This window comes from Ochrobactrum sp. C6C9 (assembly GCF_022627935.1).
Classification (GTDB): Bacteria; Pseudomonadota; Alphaproteobacteria; order Rhizobiales; family Rhizobiaceae; genus Brucella; species Brucella teleogrylli.
Genome location: NZ_JABXGB010000020.1, coordinates 1 through 19,045, shown reverse-complemented (window position 1 = coordinate 19,045; position 19,045 = coordinate 1). Strand labels below are relative to the sequence as shown.

Below are 19,045 nucleotides of genomic sequence, written 5' to 3'. Positions count from 1 at the left end.
TGAATCACCTTTCGGTAGATTTTCTTTCCAAGTTCAATCGTCTGTATGAACGCTTTGCAGGTGCAGGGCGGTGGGGATGGGTCTAATGCGAAAAATTTTTCTCTATGCGGCTGTCGCGCTCGGTCTGGGCGCAGCGCCGGTCAAGGCTGAAGAGCCGAAGGAAATCCTGAACGTTTCCTACGATATCGCCCGCGAGCTTTATGAGCAGGTCAACAAGGCGTTCATCGCCGACTGGAAGACGAAGACCGGTGATGAGCTGACCGTCAACCAGTCGCATGCCGGTTCGTCCAAGCAGGCCCGCTCCATTCTGGAAGGCCTTGAAGCCGATGTGGTGACTTTCAATCAGGTGACCGATGTGCAGGTTCTGCACGACAAGGGCGATCTGATTCCGGCGGACTGGCAGAAGCGCCTGCCGAACAATTCGTCGCCTTATTACTCGTTTCCGGCGTTTCTGGTGCGTGCGGGCAACCCGAAAAACATCAAGAACTGGGATGATCTGGCCCGCGACGATGTGAAGGTGGTTTTCCCGAATCCGAAGACCTCGGGCAATGCGCGCTATACCTATCTGGCGGCGACCGCCTATGCGAAGGAAGCCTTCAACAACGATGACGCCAAGGTGCGTGAATTCGTCGGCAAGATCTTCAAGAATGTACCGGTTTTCGACACGGGCGGTCGTGGCGCGACGACGACCTTTGCCGAGCGCGGTATCGGCGATGTGCTTGTTACATTTGAAGCGGAAACCCGTGGCACGCAAAAGCAGCTCGGTGCGGATAAATACGACGTTGTCGTTCCGCAAGTCAGCCTTTTGGCCGAATTCCCGGTCACGGTCGTAGACAAGGTGGTGGACAAGCGCGGCTCGCGCAAGATCGCGCAAGCCTATCTGAACTATCTCTATGCGCCGGAAGGTCAGGAGATTCTCGCGCAGAACTTCAACCGCGTGCATGACAAGGCGGTCATCGAAAAGCATAAGGATATCTATCCCGATGTGCGTCTCGTGACGGTCGAGGATGTCTTCGGCGGCTGGGACAAGTTGCAGAAAGAGCATTTTGCCGAAGGCGGCGTGCTTGATCAGCTCTTCACCAAGAAGTAAGCGGTTATTTAGCTCATATGCAGGAGCGTGCGGCGACGTGCGCTCCTGCCGTCATATGGAATGATTCAGTGTCGCTTCTCAGCATGAAACGCAATTCGGTGTTGCCGGGGTTCGGTCTGACCCTCGGCTGCACTTTGTTTTATCTGACGGTTATCGTGGCTCTGCCATTGCTTGCCATGATCATGAAGACTGCGAGCCTCGGCTGGAGCGATTTCTGGTCCATCGTCACCTCCGACCGCGCGCTGGCCACCTATCGCATCACGCTCGGCACTGCGGCACTGGCAACCGTGTTCAATGGTCTGTTCGGGCTGCTGCTGGCATGGGTTCTGACGCGATATGAGTTTCCCGGCAAGCGTCTGATGGATGCGGCCGTCGATCTGCCTTTTGCGCTGCCCACGGCAATTGCGGGTCTGGCACTGGTGACGGTCTTTGCACAGAACGGCTGGTTCGGCCAGTTTCTGGAACCGCTCGGCATCAAGGTCGCCTATGCGCCGCTCGGTATTTCCATCGCCATGGCGTTCACCAGCATTCCCTTTGTCATCCGCACGGTGCAGCCGGTGCTGGAAGATATGAGCGCCGATGTCGAGGAAGCCGCGCGCAGCCTCGGCGCAAAGCCATGGCAGATTTTCGCCCATATCATCTGGCCGACGATCTTCCCGGCCTTTCTAGCGGGCGCATCGCTGTCGTTTGCGCGCAGCCTCGGCGAGTTCGGTTCCATTGTTTTCATTTCCGGCAATCTGCCATTCGAAACGGAAGTGACATCGCTTCTGATCTTCATCCGGCTCGACGAATATGATTATCCAGCAGCGGCAGCGCTGGCCTTCGTCATGCTGGTTACAGCATTCCTGATGCTGCTCATCACCAATCTCATTCAGGCAAGGCAGCTTCGTTATGCAGAGCGCTAGTGTGGCGCGCAACGCGCCGGGGGCCGTTCGCAGCCTGTTGATCTGGCTGGCCAGCATTCTGTCCATCCTGTGCATCGGCGCGCCGCTGGCGGTCATTTTCGCTTATGCGTTCAGCAAGGGCGCGGGCGCGTTCTTTGGCGAAATCCTGAAGCCCGATACGCTGCATGCGATCTGGCTGACTGTGCTGGTCGCCATCGTGGTCGTGCCGATCAATATGGCGTTCGGCGTCTGTGTCGCCTGGCTGGTGACGAAGTTTCGTTTTCCGGGACGCAGGCTGCTGATTACCTTTGTCGAGATTCCCTTCTCCGTCTCGCCGATTGTGGCGGGCGTGACCTATCTCTTCCTCTATGGCTCGCAGGGCCTGCTCGGACCTTTGCTTGAAAGCTATGATCTGAAGATCATGTTCACGGTCCCGGCGATCTTTCTGGTTAGTCTGTTCGTGACCTCGCCCTTCGTGGCGCGGGAATTGATACCGCTGATGGAAGTGCAAGGCAGCGACGAGGAAGAAGCGGCGATGACGCTCGGCGCCAATGGCTGGCAGACATTCTTCTATGTCACGCTTCCCAATATCAAATGGGCGCTGCTCTATGGTGCGGTGTTGTGCAATGCGCGTGTGATGGGCGAATTTGGCGCGACCTCGGTGGTTTCCGGCGCTATTCGCGGCAAGACGAACACTTTGCCGTTGCAGGTGGAGCTACTGTTCAATGACTATAATGTCGCCGGCGCCTTTGCTGCGGCTTCCACACTCGCATTGATTGCCGTTCTGACGCTGGTTTTGAAATTCCTGCTGGAGCGCAAGCAACACGCTTGATGCCGTGCGTCCGAAAGGACGCACGGCGCGCGAGCGGTCAGGCGGCCAGTTGGGCAGCTTGGGAGGATGCTGCTGTTTGTGGCTCCCTTTGCAGGGAAGAGGCGAGAATGACGCCTTCCGGCCAGCGGCTGAACCCGCTCGCGACATTGATGTGACCGGCATGGCCAAGGTCGACGAAGCCCGAACCCCAGACATTCGCCAATGCCTCTGCCTTGGCAAAGCGCATATAATCGTCATTGCGGCTGGCGACGACGATGGACGGGAAACCCAGCTCATGGCGCGGCAACGGCGCGAAGCTCTGGAAGCGGTTGTCCCTGGAGGCCATGGTTTCCGCATCAGCCGGGGCGACCAGAAGTGCGCCTGCTACGTGGGCAGCAGCCGGACGGCTTGCCAGATGGGCAACCAGCACACAGCCGAGGCTATGGGCAACCAGAACCGCGCCGGGATTTTCGGCCAGTTTTGCTTCGAGCGCATGCATCCAGTCGGATAGCACTGGATAATGCCAGTCGTCCTGTTCAACCAGTAATGCTGACGGATCGTCATGCAACCATTGGCGCTGCCAGTGGCCTGCTTCCGATCCCTTGTAGCCGGGGATGATAAGTGTCGCAGGCATGCGTTGTTTCCTTTTCAAGCAATTGCAGCAAAAGTGCAAAGCGGTTTTGCGTTCGCAATTGCGATAGAGATCAGAGCCTTGGGAGGGCTTTTCTGTTTCGCTTTTCGTCCCGATATCGAGGCGACTTGCGAAGCAGTTTCCAAAATAGGCCCTGAAACCCGCAACTTTAAGGAAAAGGAATTCAAATTCAGGCGGATAAGTGAAAATTATTCTCCGCCTGAATGGGGTCTCACTTATTATGCTTTTCGTTCCAGCGCAGCAGGAACTGCGATTTCTCGAAAACCAGCACCACCACCAGCGACATGGCGAAGGGGATCAGGAGATAGAGCAGGCGGAACACAATCAGTGCTGCCAGCACATCCGCCTGATGCATATCTGGCAGGCCGGTCAGGAAAACCAGTTCAAGCACGCCAAGGCCGCCCGGCGCGTGCGAGATAAGCGCTGCCGAGAAGGAGACGAGGAAAATGCCGAGCACGATCAGGAAGCCCGGATTGCCCGCTTCCGGCAGCGCGAAATAGATGATGCCCGCAGCGCCGATCAGCTCCAGCGGGGCCACGATCAATTGCTGCACGACAACCGACATGCGCGGATATTCCAGTCGGAACTTGCCGATCTGTAGCGGACGCAGCTGCATCCAGCTGCCGAAGACATAGAGCAGCACGAAGGCCAGCATGATCACGGCAATGACCATGGCCACGGTGGGTGTCAGATCTTCGTTGAAGCGCATGAGGACATGCGGCTCAAGCAGCAGCACGACACTTGATGTGATGATGACACCGAGAATGAATGTGAATGAGCAAAACGCGATGAGAACAGCAATCTCGCTGCCGGGCATGCCTTGCGAGGAATAGGCGCGGTAGCGAACAACAGCGCCGGAGACGACCGATGCGCCGATATTGTGCGACAGGGCATAGGTGGTGAAGGAGCAGAGCGCGATGAAAAGCCAGGAAATCTTGCGTCGCAAATGGAGAAGCGCGATACGGTCGTAACCGGCAAGCGAGCTATAGGCGAGAAGGGCTGCCGCCGCTGCCAGTACCCAGTGATGTGCGCGAATGGCGTAGAGGCTGTCCAGAACATCGTCGAGCGATATGCTGCGAAGTTCCCGATAGAGAAGCCAGACTGAAACGCCCACAGCACAGACACCGATGACTGGCCAGATATAATCCTTTGCTTTCATTAACCGATTACCGCCCCTTCAATTTTCATCTGTGTTCCCCCTTATATAGCCTGTGCTTCGCCATCAGCGGCAGTCACAGAACTGTCGTCCTGTGCCTGAATATGCCGCTGTGGCTGCCGGGCAGAAGCATTGCCGCCCGTATTCGAAACGTCTGCGCCGATTGCCTTGGCCATTGCCTTTGCAATTTCCTCTTCGCCAAGAATGACGGCGGTTGCACCAAGATCGGTCAGATATTGTGCTTCGGCCTGCGAACTGGCCTGCGCGACGATGTGAATATCCGAGTTGGCCGCATGGGCCAGAGCGGTTGCGCGTCCTGCCTCGAAGGCATTCGGAATCGCAATGACCAGATTTTTGGCAAGCCCCGGATTCGCCGCATTCAATATTTCGGTATCGGAGGCATTGCCCGCAATAGCTTCGATGCCTTTTTCCCGCAAAGCGGTGCAGATTTTCGGCGAGTCATCGATGACGAGGAACGGCATCGCATGTTCCTGCAAACTGGTGGCCAGCCTGCTGCCGATATGTCCGTAGCCAGCAATGATCGTGTGGCCGGTCAGAAGCGTGTGAGGCAATGGTTCCGGTTCGGAAACATCGATGGCTGCGCTGCCCGTTGGTTCGTTTGCTGCTTCGCTTGCGCTGCGCTTTTCGATCCAGGGCCGCATCCGTTCCGCGACGATGAACATCACCGGATTGAGGAAGATGGAAAGGATTGCGCCAGCGAGAATCAGATCGCGTCCGGCGGGTGGCAATAGATTGAGGCTGACGCCAAGCCCGGCGAGAATGAACGAGAATTCGCCGATCTGCGCCAGACTTGCCGAAATCGTTAGCGCCGTGCTGACCGGGCGGCGGAAGGCCCGGACGATAAAGAAGGCCGCTACGGATTTGCCGATCAGGATGATCGCAAGCGTGGCCAGAAGGGGCAAGGGGTCTTTCAAAAGGCTCATCGGGTCGAACAACATGCCGACCGAAATGAAGAACAGCACTGCGAAGGCGTCGCGCAAGGGCAGGGATTCTTCAGCTGCGCGGTGACTAAGCTCGGATTCGCTCATCACCATACCGGCGAAGAATGCGCCGAGTGCGAAGGACACGCCGAAGAGATGCGCCGCGCCGAAAGCCACACCGAGCGCAATGGCCAGAACGCCAAGACGAAACAATTCGCGCGAGCCGGTCTGTGCGACGACGTTGAGAAGCCAGGGAATGACCTTGCGCCCGACCACCAGCATCAGGGCGACGAACAGAACCACCTTGGCGATGGTCAGGAGAATGATGCCGCCAATGCCGAGGCCAAGCCAGGCCGCAAGCGGGTCGCTTGCTGCGGCACTGGTCGCGCGTCCCGTGACACTGGCGACGGCGGGCAGCAGGACAAGCGCCATCACCATGGCGAGATCTTCAACGATCAGCCAGCCGACGGCAATGCGGCCGCGTTCGGTGTCGATCAGGCGGCGCTCCTGCATGGCACGCAACAGAACGACGGTACTGGCGGTGGATAGCGCAAGGCCGAAGACCATGCCTGCTTCAACGTCCCAACCGAGCGCAAGGCCAAGGCCGGTGCCAAGGGCGGCCGCGGTGGCGATTTGCGCCAACGCGCCCGGAACGGCGATGGCTTTAACGGATAGCAGGTCTTTCAGGGAAAAATGCAGACCGACGCCGAACATCAGCAGGATGACGCCGATTTCGGCGAGCTGCAAAATGAGGTCCTGATCGGCAACGAAACCGGGTGTGTGCGGACCGGCAATAACGCCAGCCAGAAGATAGCCAACCAGTGGAGAGATTTTGAGGCGGGTGGCTACAGCACCGAAGATGAAGGCAAGGCATAACCCGATGACGATTGTCGCTATCAAAGGCGTGTCATGGGGCATAGGGTGCCGTTTCCCTCTGTTTTAGCATGTCCTTGTCCCAAAATCGGTTTCCACTTTCGGGGAACATGCTTCTGTCAATTCATTGTGGGAGCCGGGCAAGACGGAAATCCTGCCCGGCGATTGGATTACTTCTGCGCGATGGCCTTTTCTTCAGCAGGCTTGTGAGCCTCCTTGTGGTGCTGCCACCAGTCGCCCAGCAGAAGCAGGATCGGCGCTGCGATGAAGATCGACGACGACGTCGCAATGACGATACCGAACAGCATCGGCACGGCGAAATTATGGACGGCGCTGCCGCCCCAGATCGCCATCGGGAACATACAGAGGAATGTCACCAGCGATGTGTAGATACAGCGCACGAGCACCTGATTGATACTCATGTCGATGATCTCGCGCAGCGGCTTCGACTTGTAGAGGCGCATGTTTTCACGCATGCGGTCATAGACAACCACCTTGTCGTTCACCGAATAGCCGATGATCGTCAGGAGAGCAGCGATTGCCGTCAGGTTGAAATCGAGCTGCATCAGCGCGAAGAAGCCGACGATCTTGGTCGTATCCAGCACAAGGGTTATGATCGCGCCGAGCGCGAAGAACCACTCGAACCGCCACCAGAGATAGACCAGCATGCCGAGTGCGGAGAGCACGACCGCTATGAAGCCGGAACGCGCCAGTTCGCCGGAGACTTTCGGTCCCACGACTTCTGTTCGTTCGATCTTCACGCCCGGATCAAGCTCGGTAACGGCTTCGCGCATCTTGTTGACAGCAACCGTCTGCGCTTCCTCGCCACCATCCTGACGCTGGATGCGGATGAGCACTTCATTCGGGCTGCCTGCGCTCTGGAGCGCCACTTCACCCAGTTCCAGCGAACCGAGCTTGGCGCGAAGCTGCGCAAGGTCGGCGGGCTGCGACGTGGTGATTTCGGCCTGGATACCGCCCTTGAAGTCGATGCCGTAATTGAGGCCCGGCTTGAAGAACAGCACAATCGAGGCAATCGACAGCACGATGGACACGCCGATACCGGCGAAGCGCGCGTTCATGAAGCGGTAGTTGGTGCCTTCCGGCGCAAACTTCAGGATCGGCTCGATATGCAGAACCTTCAGCTTGCGACGACGCACGAACCAGCCCATCGCCATGCGCACGAGCGTCACGTCGGTGAACATCGAAATCGCGATGCCGAGCATCATGGTGATGGCGAAGCCGCGAACCGGGCCTGTGCCGAACATGAACAGAAGCAGCGTCGAGATCAGCGAGGTGACGTTAGAGTCGACGATGGTTGCAAAGGCGCTGTGGAAGCCCTTGTCGAGCGCCGCCATCGCGCCGAGGCCTTTACGCGTTTCTTCGCGGATACGTTCGTTGATGAGAATATTCGCATCGACCGCGATACCGATACCTAGAATAATACCGGCGATACCGGGCAGGGTCAGCGTGGCCCCGATGAGGCTCAACGCGGAGAAGGTCAGCAATGTGTGCAGAAGAAGCGCCACATTGGCGATCATGCCCCAGAGGCCGTAAAGCAGAACGATGAACACGGCCACCAGCGCGAAGCCGATGATGCCGGTGACAAGGCCCATCTTGATGGCGTCGCCGCCAAGGTCGGGACCGACGGTGCGTTCTTCAATGACAGTCAGCGGCGCGGGCAGGGCGCCTGCGCGCAGCAGGGCGGACAGAACGACAGTGTCCTGAACGGTGAAGCTGCCGCTGATCTGGCCCGAACCGCCGGTGATCGGCTCACGAATAACCGGTGCGCTCAAGACCTTGCCGTCGAGAACGATGGCGAAAGGACGGTTCACGTTCTTCGTGGTGATATCGGCGAACTGACGTGCGCCAAGGCTGTCGAAACGGAAGGAAACGATCGGCTCATTGGTGCGCTGGTCGAAACCGGCGCGGGCATCGGTCAGGCGTTCACCCGAGAGCGCGATCTGGTCTTCGATCGGATATTTGATATTCGCATCCTTGGAATCCGGCATGATCGTCACGCCCGGAGGCGGCGTATCGTTCGGATTGACATCGGCGACCATGTGGAAGCTCATCTTCGCCGTGCTTCCGAGAAGCTGGCGAAGCTGAGCCGGGTCCTGGAGGCCCGGAAGCTGAACCACGATACGGTCGGAACCGACGCGCTGGATCGACGGTTCGGCAACGCCGACCTGGTCAACGCGCTGGCGGATGATTTCGAGGCTCTGCTGCAGTGCTGCGTCGAGGCGGTAATTGAAGCCCGCTTCGGTCAGCGTCAGGCGGACCTGATTATCGGTCGAGTTGACGTCGATATCATTGATCGCCGTGCCGAAACCGCTGGTGTTGACCTGCGAGATGAGCGTGCGAAGCGCCGTTTCCGCCTTGGCGCGCTGGTCGGCATCGGGAATTGCCACGATGACGGCATCGCCCACGGCGCGGATCGACTGCGGCTGGATGCGCTCAGCGCGCAGCTTGCTGCGGGCATCGTCCAGCAGCGCACGCAGGCGGTCCTTTTTAAGGCCGGCTGCGTCCACTTCCAGCACGAGATAGGAGCCGCCGCGCAGGTCGAGACCGAGCGTCACCTGACGCTTCGGGAACCAGGATGGCATCGCATCCAGCTGTTTTTGTGTGAAGAAGTTGGGCAAGGCGATGATAAGCCCGATCACGACGATCAGGCTGTACAGCGCTACGACCCATTTCGAAGTACGCATGGATTGTGGTTCCGAGTCTGCGCGTCATCTCAAAATCCCGACAGGCTGACCGGAATGGAAAGCCACAATCTGTGTGGGGGCGGATGACGCTGTTTTACGTAAAAGTGTTGGGGACTGGAGAAAGCCAGTCTTCCGATGGTGCCTATTATGCGCTTACAGGAGGTGCGCGGGCAAAACCAAAATATTGCTGGGCAGCCGTAAAATGCTGAAAATCGCGCCCGGCCTCTGCAGATTTCGCATTGGCAAAGGGATGACCGGCTCGGGCAACGGCGAGTGCCGTGTCACCACCCAGCGGAAAAGCTGCTTTGATTTTCGCGGCCATGGCTTCGACGAGAATGGCGCGCATGGGCTGCGGTGCGGGTGCCGATTGCTGCCGGACAGGAGCTGTCGGCGTGCTTTCAGCCTGTCTGGCGGCAAGCATTTTATGAAGGCTGCGAGATGTATCGTCGCCAGTCTTGTCGTTCAGTGCAGAGAAGTCCACGGCGAACAATAGTGCTGCAAAAGACAGCACGCATGCCATCAACAGCATGAAACCATGCTGTCTATGCTGCCCTGTGCTGTTCATGCCTATCATAAAACTGCCCAGACTTTCGTTAGAGTCTCGCTCAGGATTCGAGCCAGTTTCTGCACTGTTCACGAATCCTCATTAGCCATTTGTGCCGGTGCGAACAAGGAAATACTGGCGTTTTGCCGTGGTTTCATTGTCGCCTCGCAACAAGTGGCGGGCGAAAAGCACCGTTCATGCCATTGGGGAGCACGTGGGATTCTCTCTTGCAACCTGCCTTGCTTCCGTTCTACGGCGCTTTATGTTGAAACAGTGATCTTCATAACGGCAGATTTGAAATTGGCCCATTTATCGACGTTTCGGTTCGTTGCATTTTCTCTTTTGATCGGCGCGCTTTCGTTGGGCAGCATAGCGCCCGCCAGCGCACAGGATAACAAGCCGCAAGCGCAGCAGGCTCCTGCCAGTCAAGCGCCTGCCAGCCAGTCGAACGATGGTGCTCAGGCAGCGCCGGAAGATGGCGACCAATCTCAGCCGCCGGTATCGGCCATCGTGCAGCAGCAAAAGCCGATCATTGACGATCTGAAGCAGCAGGCCGACAAGCTCAAAGAACAGCTGCAGAAAGCTGAAAACAGCGACGAAGCGCTGGCAAACCTGAAGCTTCAGTTCGACGCACTGTCCAAAAAGCTTCTTGATGCGGGTGTCGCCTTTCGTCCACGACTGACCGAGATCAATACGCGTCTGGAGCAGCTTGGCCCCGCGCCATCGGGCGATGCGACAGAGCCGGGTATCGTGACGGATGAGCGCAAGCGCCTCACCGCCGAAAAGGCGCTGATTAACGCGATGATCGGCGACACGGAAGATACCTCGCTCAGCGTCAACCAGATGTCGGCGAAGATCGGCGATCTGCGTCGCGACCTTTTTGCGAAGACGCTGTCGCAACGCGTCAATCTCGATACCGCGCTCGGCACGGAGGTCGCTTCAGCGGCGAATAATCAGGTCATATCGCTGTGGCGCATCATCCAGTCCTGGTGGCGCTTCGTCGTCACCTTCAAGCTAAACTCGTTCCTGGCAGCAGCATTTTTCGCATTCGTCGGTGCGCTGGTGATCCAGCTCGGTGCGCGGCGTTTGCTTGGTACGCTATATCAACGAGACCCGACCATCGAGTCGCCGTCCTACCTTAGCCGCCTTCTGGTCGCCTTCTGGTCCACGGTCATTCCGTCTGCAGCACTCGGCGTCTTTCTGGCGACGACCTATTTTTTCCTGAACTATTTCAATGTTCTAAGAACGGACGTTGCGTCGATATTGGAATCGCTGTTCATCGTCCTCGGTCTCGTCTTCTTCATTCATCGTCTGGCCGCTGCCTGTATCAGTCCCGACATGCCGCAATGGCGCCTCGTACCGGTCGCGCCGCGTCCGGGGCGGATTCTGGGCTTGCTGATAACCGCGACAGCGCTGACGACGGGCGTCGATTCTTTTATCGGTACCGTCAACAAGCTACTGTCGTCGCCCTTGTCGCTCACCATGGCCCAAAGCCTGCTGGCGACTGTCATGGTGGGCATTCTCATTCTGGCAATCGCCTTCCTGAAACCCGTAGTGCGGCGGGATGACGAGCGCGTGCGGTCATGGCCGCGTCTCTTCAAGATATTTCTGATCATATTGGGATTGCTGCCCATTCTGGCCGCCCTCTTCGGCTATATCGGCATGGCGCGCTTTCTGTCACAGCAGATCGTCGTGACCGGCGCTTTTCTGGTGACGATGTATCTGGGCTTCCTGACGGGGCGCGCCATTTCCGAAGAACAGGCATTTGCGTCAAGCAAGGTCGGCGCGAGCTTGCGCGAGCGTTTCCACTTTGACGATGCGACGCTCGACCAGCTGGGGCTTGTCGCAGGCATTCTCATCAATCTAGTCGTAGCACTGATCGGCATTCCGCTGGTGCTGATGCAGCTCGGCTTCCAGTGGGCCGAGCTGAAAAATGCATTCTTCAAACTGATGACCGGCTTTGAAATCGGCAATATGTCGGTTTCGCTGATGGGGCTGCTCACCGGCATTTTGCTGTTCGTCATCGGCTATCTGCTGACGCGCTGGTTCCAGAACTGGCTCGACAACAGCGTCATGGCGAGGGGCCGCGTCGATTCCGGCGTGCGCAATTCCATCCGCACGGTGATCGGTTATGTCGGTCTCTGTCTCGCCGCCCTGATGGGCGTCTCGGCGGCCGGGTTCAATATGTCCAATCTGGCGCTGATCGCCGGTGGTCTTTCACTTGGTATCGGTTTTGGTCTCCAGAACATCGTCCAGAATTTCGTTTCCGGTCTCATTCTTCTGGCGGAACGCCCGTTCAAGGTCGGTGACTGGGTGGAAGCAGGCACGGTCAGCGGCATCGTCAAGAAGATCAGTGTGCGCGCAACGGAAGTGGAAACCTTCCAAAAGCAATCGATCATTGTGCCGAATTCGACGCTCATCAACGGCAATGTCGGCAACTGGACGCATCGCAACAAGCTTGGCCGCATCGATATCAATGTTCAGGCTTCCTATACGGAAGACCCGCGCCGTGTGCACACGCTGTTGCTGGATATCGTGCGCGGCCATCCGTCCATTCTCAAGAATCCAGAACCGTTCGTCGCTTTCCAGAGCATGACCGATTCACTGATGGTGTTCGACATCTATGCGCATGTCGCAGACATCACTGCGACCGGCGGCATCAAGAACGAGTTGCGGTTCCAGATCGTGGAGCGCTTCCACGAAGAGGGGCTGCATCTGTCGTCGTCTTCGACCGATCTCGTGCTGGGGCTGCCGGAAATCGAAAAACTTTCCGAGATCATGCAAAAGGCGCCGACAGCGTCGCCAAAGAAGAAGGTGCGCGAAGAGAAGGCAAAGGCAACGGACGACAACGACGATAAAGCGTGATCACGCCTCGTTCAGTTGCAGTTCAGTTTTGTCCTTTTATAAAAGAGCTACGAACGGCGGGTCGTTCATCGAGGATGGAAGCAAGGCTTGCTTCCATCAGGGTTGTAGAAGCGGGAGCGGTGGAAACACCGAAACGATATGAACGTAATTCAGATCAACAAGTTTGCTACGATCGGTCTTGGCGCAGTCGTCATGCTTGCCGCTTCCATGGGCGGTTCTTACGCCGCCAAGATTTCCAACAAGGACAGCGCCGCGCAGACAATCGTGGTCACCGAAGGTGCTTCAAAGCGCGAGATGGTTGTGGCGCCGGGCGACACTGTCGATTTCTGCGCCGCAGGCTGCTTCGTCACTTTTCCGAACGGCGACCGCGAAGCGCTGACCGGTGATGAGACGATCACCATCACCGGCGGCAAGGCGACGCTGAAATAAGTCTGCCGCATTATTGAATTGAAAAAGCCGGGCGTTGTGCCCGGCTTTTTGTTGGCCTCACCGCTGGCTCAACTGCGCGGCTTGAGGTTTTCCGGGTCGTAAAGCGGCTTATAGCCAACAGACGCTACCTCGACCGGATAGGTTTCGCCGAAATATTCGACGGTCAGCTTGCGGCCTTCCTGACAATGGCTCCATGGCAGATAAGCAAGCGCGATATTCTTGCCGATGGTCGGGCCGAAAGCGACCGACGAGGTGAACGAGCGGCGGCCCAGTTCATCGACCAGCGTTTCGCCGGTTTCCGGCTCCATGACCGGCATGATGCCGACCGGGAAACGGGCGACGCCCTTCGAATCGATATTGTCGGTCATGACCAGCGTGCAGAGCATAGCGGGCTGATGTTCCCGGGCGCGATATTCGACATGTTTGGCCTTGCCCCGGAAATCGGCCTCCTTGACCTTCGGGCGCGCCAGATCTGCTTCAAGGAGATTATACTCGGTCAGCAGGTCGGCGTTCTGAAGGCGCAGGCTTTTCTCCATGCGGCGGGTATTGGCATAGGTTTCGACACCCACGGCAATCGTGCCGGTGGAGCGCAGCGCATCCCAGACGGCGAGGCCATCTTCATAGCGCATATGCAATTCCCAGCCCTGTTCACCAACATAGGAAATGCGGAAGGCGGTCACGTCCTTGCCCGCAATCCTGATCGGCTTGATCGCCGCAAACGGGAAGTTTTCGGCATTGAGACCGTCAGGATTCTCAACGACTTTCTTGAGATTTTCGCGGGCATTCGGGCCCCAGATGCCGATGGTGACATATTTCTCCGTCACATCGGTGATGGTGACGTCAAAGCCCTTATCCTCGGCCACGCGGCGCATGTAATGGAAATCGCGGGGGCCAGCATCGGCACCGTTGATCATGCGGATGCGGTCCGCCATGCGTATTGCCGTGAAATCGGCGCGCACCATGCCTTCATCGTCGAGGAAATGCGTATAGATGCCCTTGCCGATATTGGCGTCGCCGCCGATCTTGGCCGCACAAAGCCATTCCATCAGCTCGACATGGTCCGGGCCTTCAATGTCAACAATCGCGAAATGTGAAAGATTGATGATGCCGCAATTTTCGGTCAGTTCGAGATGCTCGGCATTGGAAACGCGCCAGAAATGGCGGTTGTCCCATTCATTTTCACGCACGGGTACGCGGTCGCCGTATTTTTCCAGCAGGTGTTCATTGGCGGCATAGCCATGCGCACGCTCCCAGCCGCCGAGTTCCATGAAATAGCCGCCAAGCTCCACTTCGCGTTCATAGAAGGGTGAACGGCGGATATTGCGGCCCTTGGAGAAAGGCTCACGGGGATGCACCGCCGGGTTATAAACCTTCATTGCCGTTTCGGTGCAGCGATCCCAGATGAACTGTTCGGTCATCTGGTGCGGATAGAAACGGGAATAGTCGATGGCGTGATGGTCGATGGATGTGCGGCCATCGGTCATCCAGTCGGCAATAAGCTTGCCCATGCCGGGGCCGTCCTTGACCCAGATGGCCACCGCATACCAGAGGCCGCGCACCTTCTGGCTTTCACCCATGGATGGGCCGCCATCGGTGGTGACTTGCAGGAAACCGTTGAAGGAATGGCTTTCATTATAGCCAAGCTCGCCGAGGATCGGGGTCAACTCGATGGCGCGTTCGAGCGGTTCCAGAACCTGTTCCATATCGAGGTCGCGCTGCGATGGCGAAAGGCGCGCTTCGTGCTTTTCCAGAAGATCACGCGGGTGGCAGAGGCGCGGATTGGTCTCTTCGTAATAGCCCCATTCGATCTGGCCACCTTCGGCGGTCTTCGGATCGCCGGTGTCGCGCATATAGGCCGAATTGCCCTGATCGCGCATCAACGGCCAGCCGATTTCCTTGCCGGTGCCTTCGAATTCATTATAAGGACCAAAGAATGTCAGCGGATGGTCAATCGGCATGACAGGCAGATCTTCACCGACCATTTCGGCAATCAAACGTCCCCAGAGGCCAGCGCAGATCACCACATAATCGGCTTCAATCGTGCCGCGATGGGTGACAACACCCTTGATGCGACCGTTTTCGACCAGCAGCGACTGGGCGGGTGTATTGGCAAAGCTCTTCAACTTGCCAGCGGCTTCCGCCTGATCGATCAGTTTGCCAGCAACCGTCTGCGAACGTGGGATGACCAGACCGGCATCCGGGTCCCACAGGCCGCCCTGAACCATGCTTTCTTCGATCAGCGGAAATTTTTCCTTGATCTCTGCCGGTTCCATCAGGCGGGCGCGGGTGCCAAACGCCTTGCCCGATGCGACCTTGCGCTTGATTTCATCCATGCGGCCATCGTCGCCCACACGCGCAACTTCAATTCCGCCGACGCGGGCGTAGTGCCCCATCTTCTCGTAGAAATCGATGGAATAAAGCGTGGTCCAGCAGGAGAGGAAATCGTGGCTGGTTGCATAGCAGAAATCCGACGCGTGGGCTGTCGAGCCGATATCGGTCGGAATGCCCGACTTGTCGATGCCGACGATGTCGTCCCAGCCCCGTTCGATCAGGTGGTGCACGACGGATGCCCCGACGATGCCGCCGAGCCCGACGATTACGACCTTCGCCTTCTTAGGAAACTCTGCCATTTTATGTGACCCTGGTTGGTATTTGACAGAACCATAATCGCTGACGGGGCAGGATATTTGCCTTTATACGACATATTCGCTGCCTGACACGACTGCGTCTGCCACCGGGCAAAGCCGGGGTTATTCGCAACAAGCCTGTTCTGCAAGCGACATGCCGGTACGAGCGTCACCCGATCTTGCGAAACTGATTCCGAAAGACGCTTTACGATACTGATTTTCTTAGTCTTTTACACGAGGATCGGACTGCTTCATCCAGCGGGCATTCGATCTGTCGCAATGATCCAGCCTATGCTGCGATGAGCATTTTGCGATCTGCGCGTTCCTGCTGCGGCGAGCGTCCATAGAGTTCGCGATAGCATTTGGAAAAATGCGACGCGGAAACGAAGCCACAGGCCACCGCCACTTCCACCACCGGCATGGACGATTGCAAAAGCAGGTGCCGTGCTCGGTCGAGGCGGATTTCCAGATAATAGCGGGCGGGAGAGCGCCCCATTTCCTGCCGGAACAGACGCTCGACCTGACGGCGCGACAGGCCGATGGTATGGGCGACATTGATCAGCGCCTGCGGCTCGGAGAGGTTGGCCTCCATCATCTCGATGATCGTTAGAACTTTCGAGTTCTGGATGCCAAGGCGCGCGCGCAGCGGCAGACGCTGCCGGTCTTGCGGGCTGCGGACGCGGTCGGTCAGCGCCTGCTCGCAGATTTTGTTGACCAGATTGGCGTCGAAATCATCGCCGATGAGCTTCAGCATCATGTCGAGCGAGGCTGTTCCGCCTGCGCAGGTGTAGATATTGCTGTCGAACTCGAACAGGTCGGCATAGACTTCCGCCTTCGGAAACGCCTCGGCAAAGCCCGGCAGGTTTTCCCAATGAATGGCGCAACGCTTGCCGGAAAGGAGGCCGGCTGCCGCAAGGATATGCGCGCCGGTGCACAGGCCGCCGACCGCGACGCCGCGGTTATATTCTTCGCGCAGCCAGGCGAAGACCGACTTGTTGCGGAATTCCTCGACATAGACGCCGGAACAGACGAACACCATGGACGGGCGCTGCTCGCGTTGCAGATAGCGTCGTTCGTCTTCCAGCGAGGCATTGGCGGCGCAAACCACGCCGTTCGATGCCGTTACTGGCTGGCCATCCGCCGACGTCAGACGCCAGCGATAGGCTTCGTAACCGAGCATGCGATTGGCGATGCGTAACGGCTCGATGGCGGTCGCAAACGCGATCATCGAGAAGTTCGGCACCAGAAAAAAGACAATAGACCGCTTAACCGATGAAGCCTGGTTCATAACCGGACCGTTCCCACTTTATGAAGCACGCGCTGCGGTTCCCGACGCGGCGATGCTTCCGTCTCCGTCACGACTGCGGGGCCTGTTTTTGCCCCGCTTTTTGCCGGTCGCTATCAGACCGGCGATCCCGGCATCATTGCCCGCAAACACTAGGGGAGAGCAATGACGCAAACGGGACAGTGCTTTATTGAGACACAGAACGGTTAGGTTGCAAAGTGCGGCTAAATGCCTGCCGCGAGAAGGTATTTTCATGTCGTGAAAATGAGGGCGAGACAGGCTCGCCCTCATTGGAAAAGAGATGTTTGTCGCAAATCAACCGTTGTGGAGCGTGTTGGCACGCGTGGGTTGGCTCGGTCGGGTCATCGGAAGGCGGTCATCGATTGCGGGCCAGCCGATGTCCTGCCGAATATGTTCCGGCAAATTCTGGATCGAGAGGCGCGTGCGTGCAATTTTGCGGTCGAGCATCCACTGTTCGATCTGGCTTCTTATTTCAGAGTGGGCCTGACGCAGCCATGTAAAGATCGAAGGCGATTCCGACGTCGCTGAACGACGGTCGCGGGCTGCTGTCTGGCTTAGGGCTTGGCCCATAGTTTGGCATTGTGCGGTCATTTTCGGTCTCCTCGGGGCGAGAATGGATTGGTTTGAATGCCTGCTGCAGCGGGATGGGTGTTTTCGATGTGCTTAATGTGCGGTGTGCTTGACGTTCAATCAAACGAAATATAAAAAGGCTTAAGATCAGAAAATTTGATTTATCATCACCGGAGTTCCGTCATGACAGCGCCCGTCCAGCATCCTTTGCCAATGCTCGATATCGATGTCCTTCGCACCTTTGTGGCGATTGCGGACACCGGCAGTTTTTCATCCGCAGCCAATGCGGTGTTTCGCACGCCATCGGCCGTATCGATGCAGATCAAGAAACTTGAAGAGCAGATCGGCGTCGCCGTGTTTGACCGCGATGCCCGTTCGGTGACACTCACCAGCGATGGCGAAGTTCTGCTCGGTTTTGCGCGTCGCCTTCTGGCGCTCAACCGTGAAGCGGTTTCGAAATTTGTCGCGCCGACTGTCACCGGCGTGGTGCGGCTGGGCTCGCCCGACGATATCGGCGAATGTGTTTTGCCGCTCGTCTTGAAGCGTTTTGCCGAAACCCATCCCGGTGTGACCGTCGATGTGGTGATCGATCAGAGCAGCAATCTGCGCAAGCGCCTGGATGAACGGCGTCTCGATGTAACGCTGGTGAACATGTCGCATACGGTGCCCGGCAAGGGGGACACGGAAGTTCTGCTCGATGAGGAACTCGTCTGGGCCGGGGCGAAATGTGGAACGGCTTATCGTCGCGATCCGCTGCCGCTTTCCATCTGGGAAGAGGGCTGCGCCTGGCGCGGCAATGCTCTGGAAGCGCTTGAAAGCTCGGGGCGTCCCTATCGCATCGCTTATATGAGTTCGCATTCTACCGGGCAGCGCGCCGCCATCATGGCCGATCTCGCCATCGCGCCTTTCGCGAAGACCTTGCTTGGCGAAGGCATTGTCGCGCTGGGTTCGGAACATGGCCTGCCGGAACTGGGGCGCTATCAGCTTGGCATGATCATAAAGCCGGAAGCCGGACCACATATCCATGCAGTGGCGGAGAACTTGCGCAATGTGTTCGAAGCTTATCGTCGGACGGGCCGCTTCGAGACTTTTCGTTCTTGCTGATACATCTCACAAGAACTTGTGGGTCTAAGTAATCCCGTCTCTTGTCAGGCCGAAATGTTGCGCTAGATTTCCTCTATGACAGCCGGATGAAACGGCTTCATCGCCAGCTGACAGAGGCGGGGTCCGGGGTGGGCCGATGGAATGCTGGCACGATACAAGCATGTGTGCCCATTGGTTTGGGCTGTAACGACATCCTTATTCGGAGAGACCGCTATGAAACTGACCCGCCTTGTCCCGGTTGCTATTGTTCTCTGTGCCTTCACACTGGCTTCTTGCGCCAATACGGTTCGCGGCGTCGGACGCGATGTAAAAGGCACTGCAAATGCCGTTCAGGAAACGGTTGAATAAGGTTTTAAGCAAAAGGCCCGGGATATGCTCCCGGGCCTTTTTCGCGACGCGCATTATTGCGCGTTGACCAGAAAATAACCCACCTGCATCTGCATATCCGGGCGTGTTTTATAAGCGATGCTCGTCGAGAAGATGCCCGG

14 protein-coding genes and 1 pseudogene are annotated in these 19,045 nt (G+C 57.7%); 7 read left to right on the top strand and 8 right to left on the bottom strand.

Annotated features, from left to right (window positions below; genetic code table 11):
- Nucleotides 1–85 precede the first annotated feature (85 nt).
- From HWD97_RS16165 to cysW, 3 genes are all read left to right on the top strand, one after another.
- A complete protein-coding gene (locus tag HWD97_RS16165; protein ID WP_109369310.1) occupies nucleotides 86–1,090 on the top strand; it encodes a sulfate ABC transporter substrate-binding protein in 1,005 nt (334 codons plus the stop codon).
- Between the two features lie 83 nt (nucleotides 1,091–1,173).
- Nucleotides 1,174–1,995, top strand: coding sequence for a sulfate ABC transporter permease subunit CysT (gene cysT / locus HWD97_RS16160; protein ID WP_109370257.1), 822 nt, complete (start codon nucleotides 1,174–1,176; stop codon nucleotides 1,993–1,995).
- Nucleotides 1,982–2,806, top strand: a complete 825-nt coding sequence (cysW, locus tag HWD97_RS16155) for a sulfate ABC transporter permease subunit CysW (protein ID WP_109369309.1) — start codon at nucleotides 1,982–1,984, stop codon at nucleotides 2,804–2,806. The genes cysT and cysW overlap by 14 nt, the downstream gene beginning before the upstream one ends.
- A gap of 37 nt (nucleotides 2,807–2,843) precedes the next feature.
- Here the strand turns inward: cysW and HWD97_RS16150 are convergent, their stop codons facing one another.
- The 5 genes from HWD97_RS16150 to HWD97_RS16130 form a co-directional block, all read right to left on the bottom strand.
- Nucleotides 2,844–3,419, bottom strand: a complete 576-nt coding sequence (locus HWD97_RS16150; RefSeq protein ID WP_109369308.1) for an alpha/beta hydrolase — start codon at nucleotides 3,417–3,419, stop codon at nucleotides 2,844–2,846.
- Between the two features lie 229 nt (nucleotides 3,420–3,648).
- Nucleotides 3,649–4,596 carry a lysylphosphatidylglycerol synthase domain-containing protein gene (locus HWD97_RS16145; RefSeq protein ID WP_109369307.1) on the bottom strand — a complete coding sequence of 316 codons (948 nt, stop codon included), beginning with the start codon at nucleotides 4,594–4,596 and terminating at the stop codon, nucleotides 3,649–3,651.
- Between the two features lie 41 nt (nucleotides 4,597–4,637).
- The gene (gene ybaL, locus HWD97_RS16140; RefSeq protein ID WP_109369306.1) at nucleotides 4,638–6,452 is read right to left on the bottom strand and encodes a YbaL family putative K(+) efflux transporter; all 1,815 of its coding nucleotides are present in this window, start codon (nucleotides 6,450–6,452) and stop codon (nucleotides 4,638–4,640) included.
- Nucleotides 6,453–6,577: 125 nt separating this feature from the next.
- Nucleotides 6,578–9,112, bottom strand: coding sequence for a protein translocase subunit SecD (gene secD, locus HWD97_RS16135; RefSeq protein ID WP_109369305.1), 2,535 nt, complete (start codon nucleotides 9,110–9,112; stop codon nucleotides 6,578–6,580).
- Between the two features lie 145 nt (nucleotides 9,113–9,257).
- Nucleotides 9,258–9,686 (bottom strand): hypothetical protein, encoded by a 429-nt coding sequence (locus HWD97_RS16130; protein WP_109369304.1) that lies wholly within the window; start codon nucleotides 9,684–9,686, stop codon nucleotides 9,258–9,260.
- A 270-nt stretch (nucleotides 9,687–9,956) separates the two neighbouring features.
- On the opposite strand from HWD97_RS16130, the pseudogene HWD97_RS16125 reads away from it, so the two are divergent.
- Both HWD97_RS16125 and HWD97_RS16120 read left to right on the top strand, forming a co-directional pair.
- Nucleotides 9,957–12,444, top strand: a pseudogene (locus HWD97_RS16125) (mechanosensitive ion channel domain-containing protein); the annotation flags it as partial.
- 215 nt (nucleotides 12,445–12,659) lie between these two features.
- Nucleotides 12,660–12,950: a hypothetical protein gene (locus HWD97_RS16120; RefSeq protein ID WP_109369303.1), complete on the top strand. Its 291-nt coding sequence runs from the start codon at nucleotides 12,660–12,662 to the stop codon at nucleotides 12,948–12,950.
- A 68-nt stretch (nucleotides 12,951–13,018) separates the two neighbouring features.
- Here HWD97_RS16120 and HWD97_RS16115 read toward each other — a convergent pair whose 3' ends face one another.
- The 3 genes from HWD97_RS16115 to HWD97_RS16105 all read right to left on the bottom strand — a co-directional run bounded on the left by HWD97_RS16115 (nucleotide 13,019) and on the right by HWD97_RS16105 (nucleotide 17,474).
- Nucleotides 13,019–15,580, bottom strand: a complete 2,562-nt coding sequence (locus HWD97_RS16115; RefSeq protein ID WP_109369302.1) for an FAD-dependent oxidoreductase — start codon at nucleotides 15,578–15,580, stop codon at nucleotides 13,019–13,021.
- Nucleotides 15,581–15,866: 286 nt separating this feature from the next.
- Nucleotides 15,867–16,865, bottom strand: coding sequence for a GlxA family transcriptional regulator (locus HWD97_RS16110; protein WP_109369301.1), 999 nt, complete (start codon nucleotides 16,863–16,865; stop codon nucleotides 15,867–15,869).
- A gap of 312 nt (nucleotides 16,866–17,177) precedes the next feature.
- Nucleotides 17,178–17,474 (bottom strand): DUF1127 domain-containing protein, encoded by a 297-nt coding sequence (locus HWD97_RS16105; protein WP_124916210.1) that lies wholly within the window; start codon nucleotides 17,472–17,474, stop codon nucleotides 17,178–17,180.
- Nucleotides 17,475–17,636: 162 nt separating this feature from the next.
- Between HWD97_RS16105 and HWD97_RS16100 the strand changes: the two genes are divergently transcribed.
- Both HWD97_RS16100 and HWD97_RS16095 read left to right on the top strand, forming a co-directional pair.
- Nucleotides 17,637–18,557 (top strand): LysR family transcriptional regulator, encoded by a 921-nt coding sequence (locus HWD97_RS16100; RefSeq protein ID WP_109369299.1) that lies wholly within the window; start codon nucleotides 17,637–17,639, stop codon nucleotides 18,555–18,557.
- A 213-nt stretch (nucleotides 18,558–18,770) separates the two neighbouring features.
- On the top strand, nucleotides 18,771–18,905 hold the full coding sequence (locus tag HWD97_RS16095) for an entericidin A/B family lipoprotein (protein WP_010659830.1): 135 nt from the start codon (nucleotides 18,771–18,773) through the stop codon (nucleotides 18,903–18,905).
- Nucleotides 18,906–19,045: the final 140 nt, after the last annotated feature.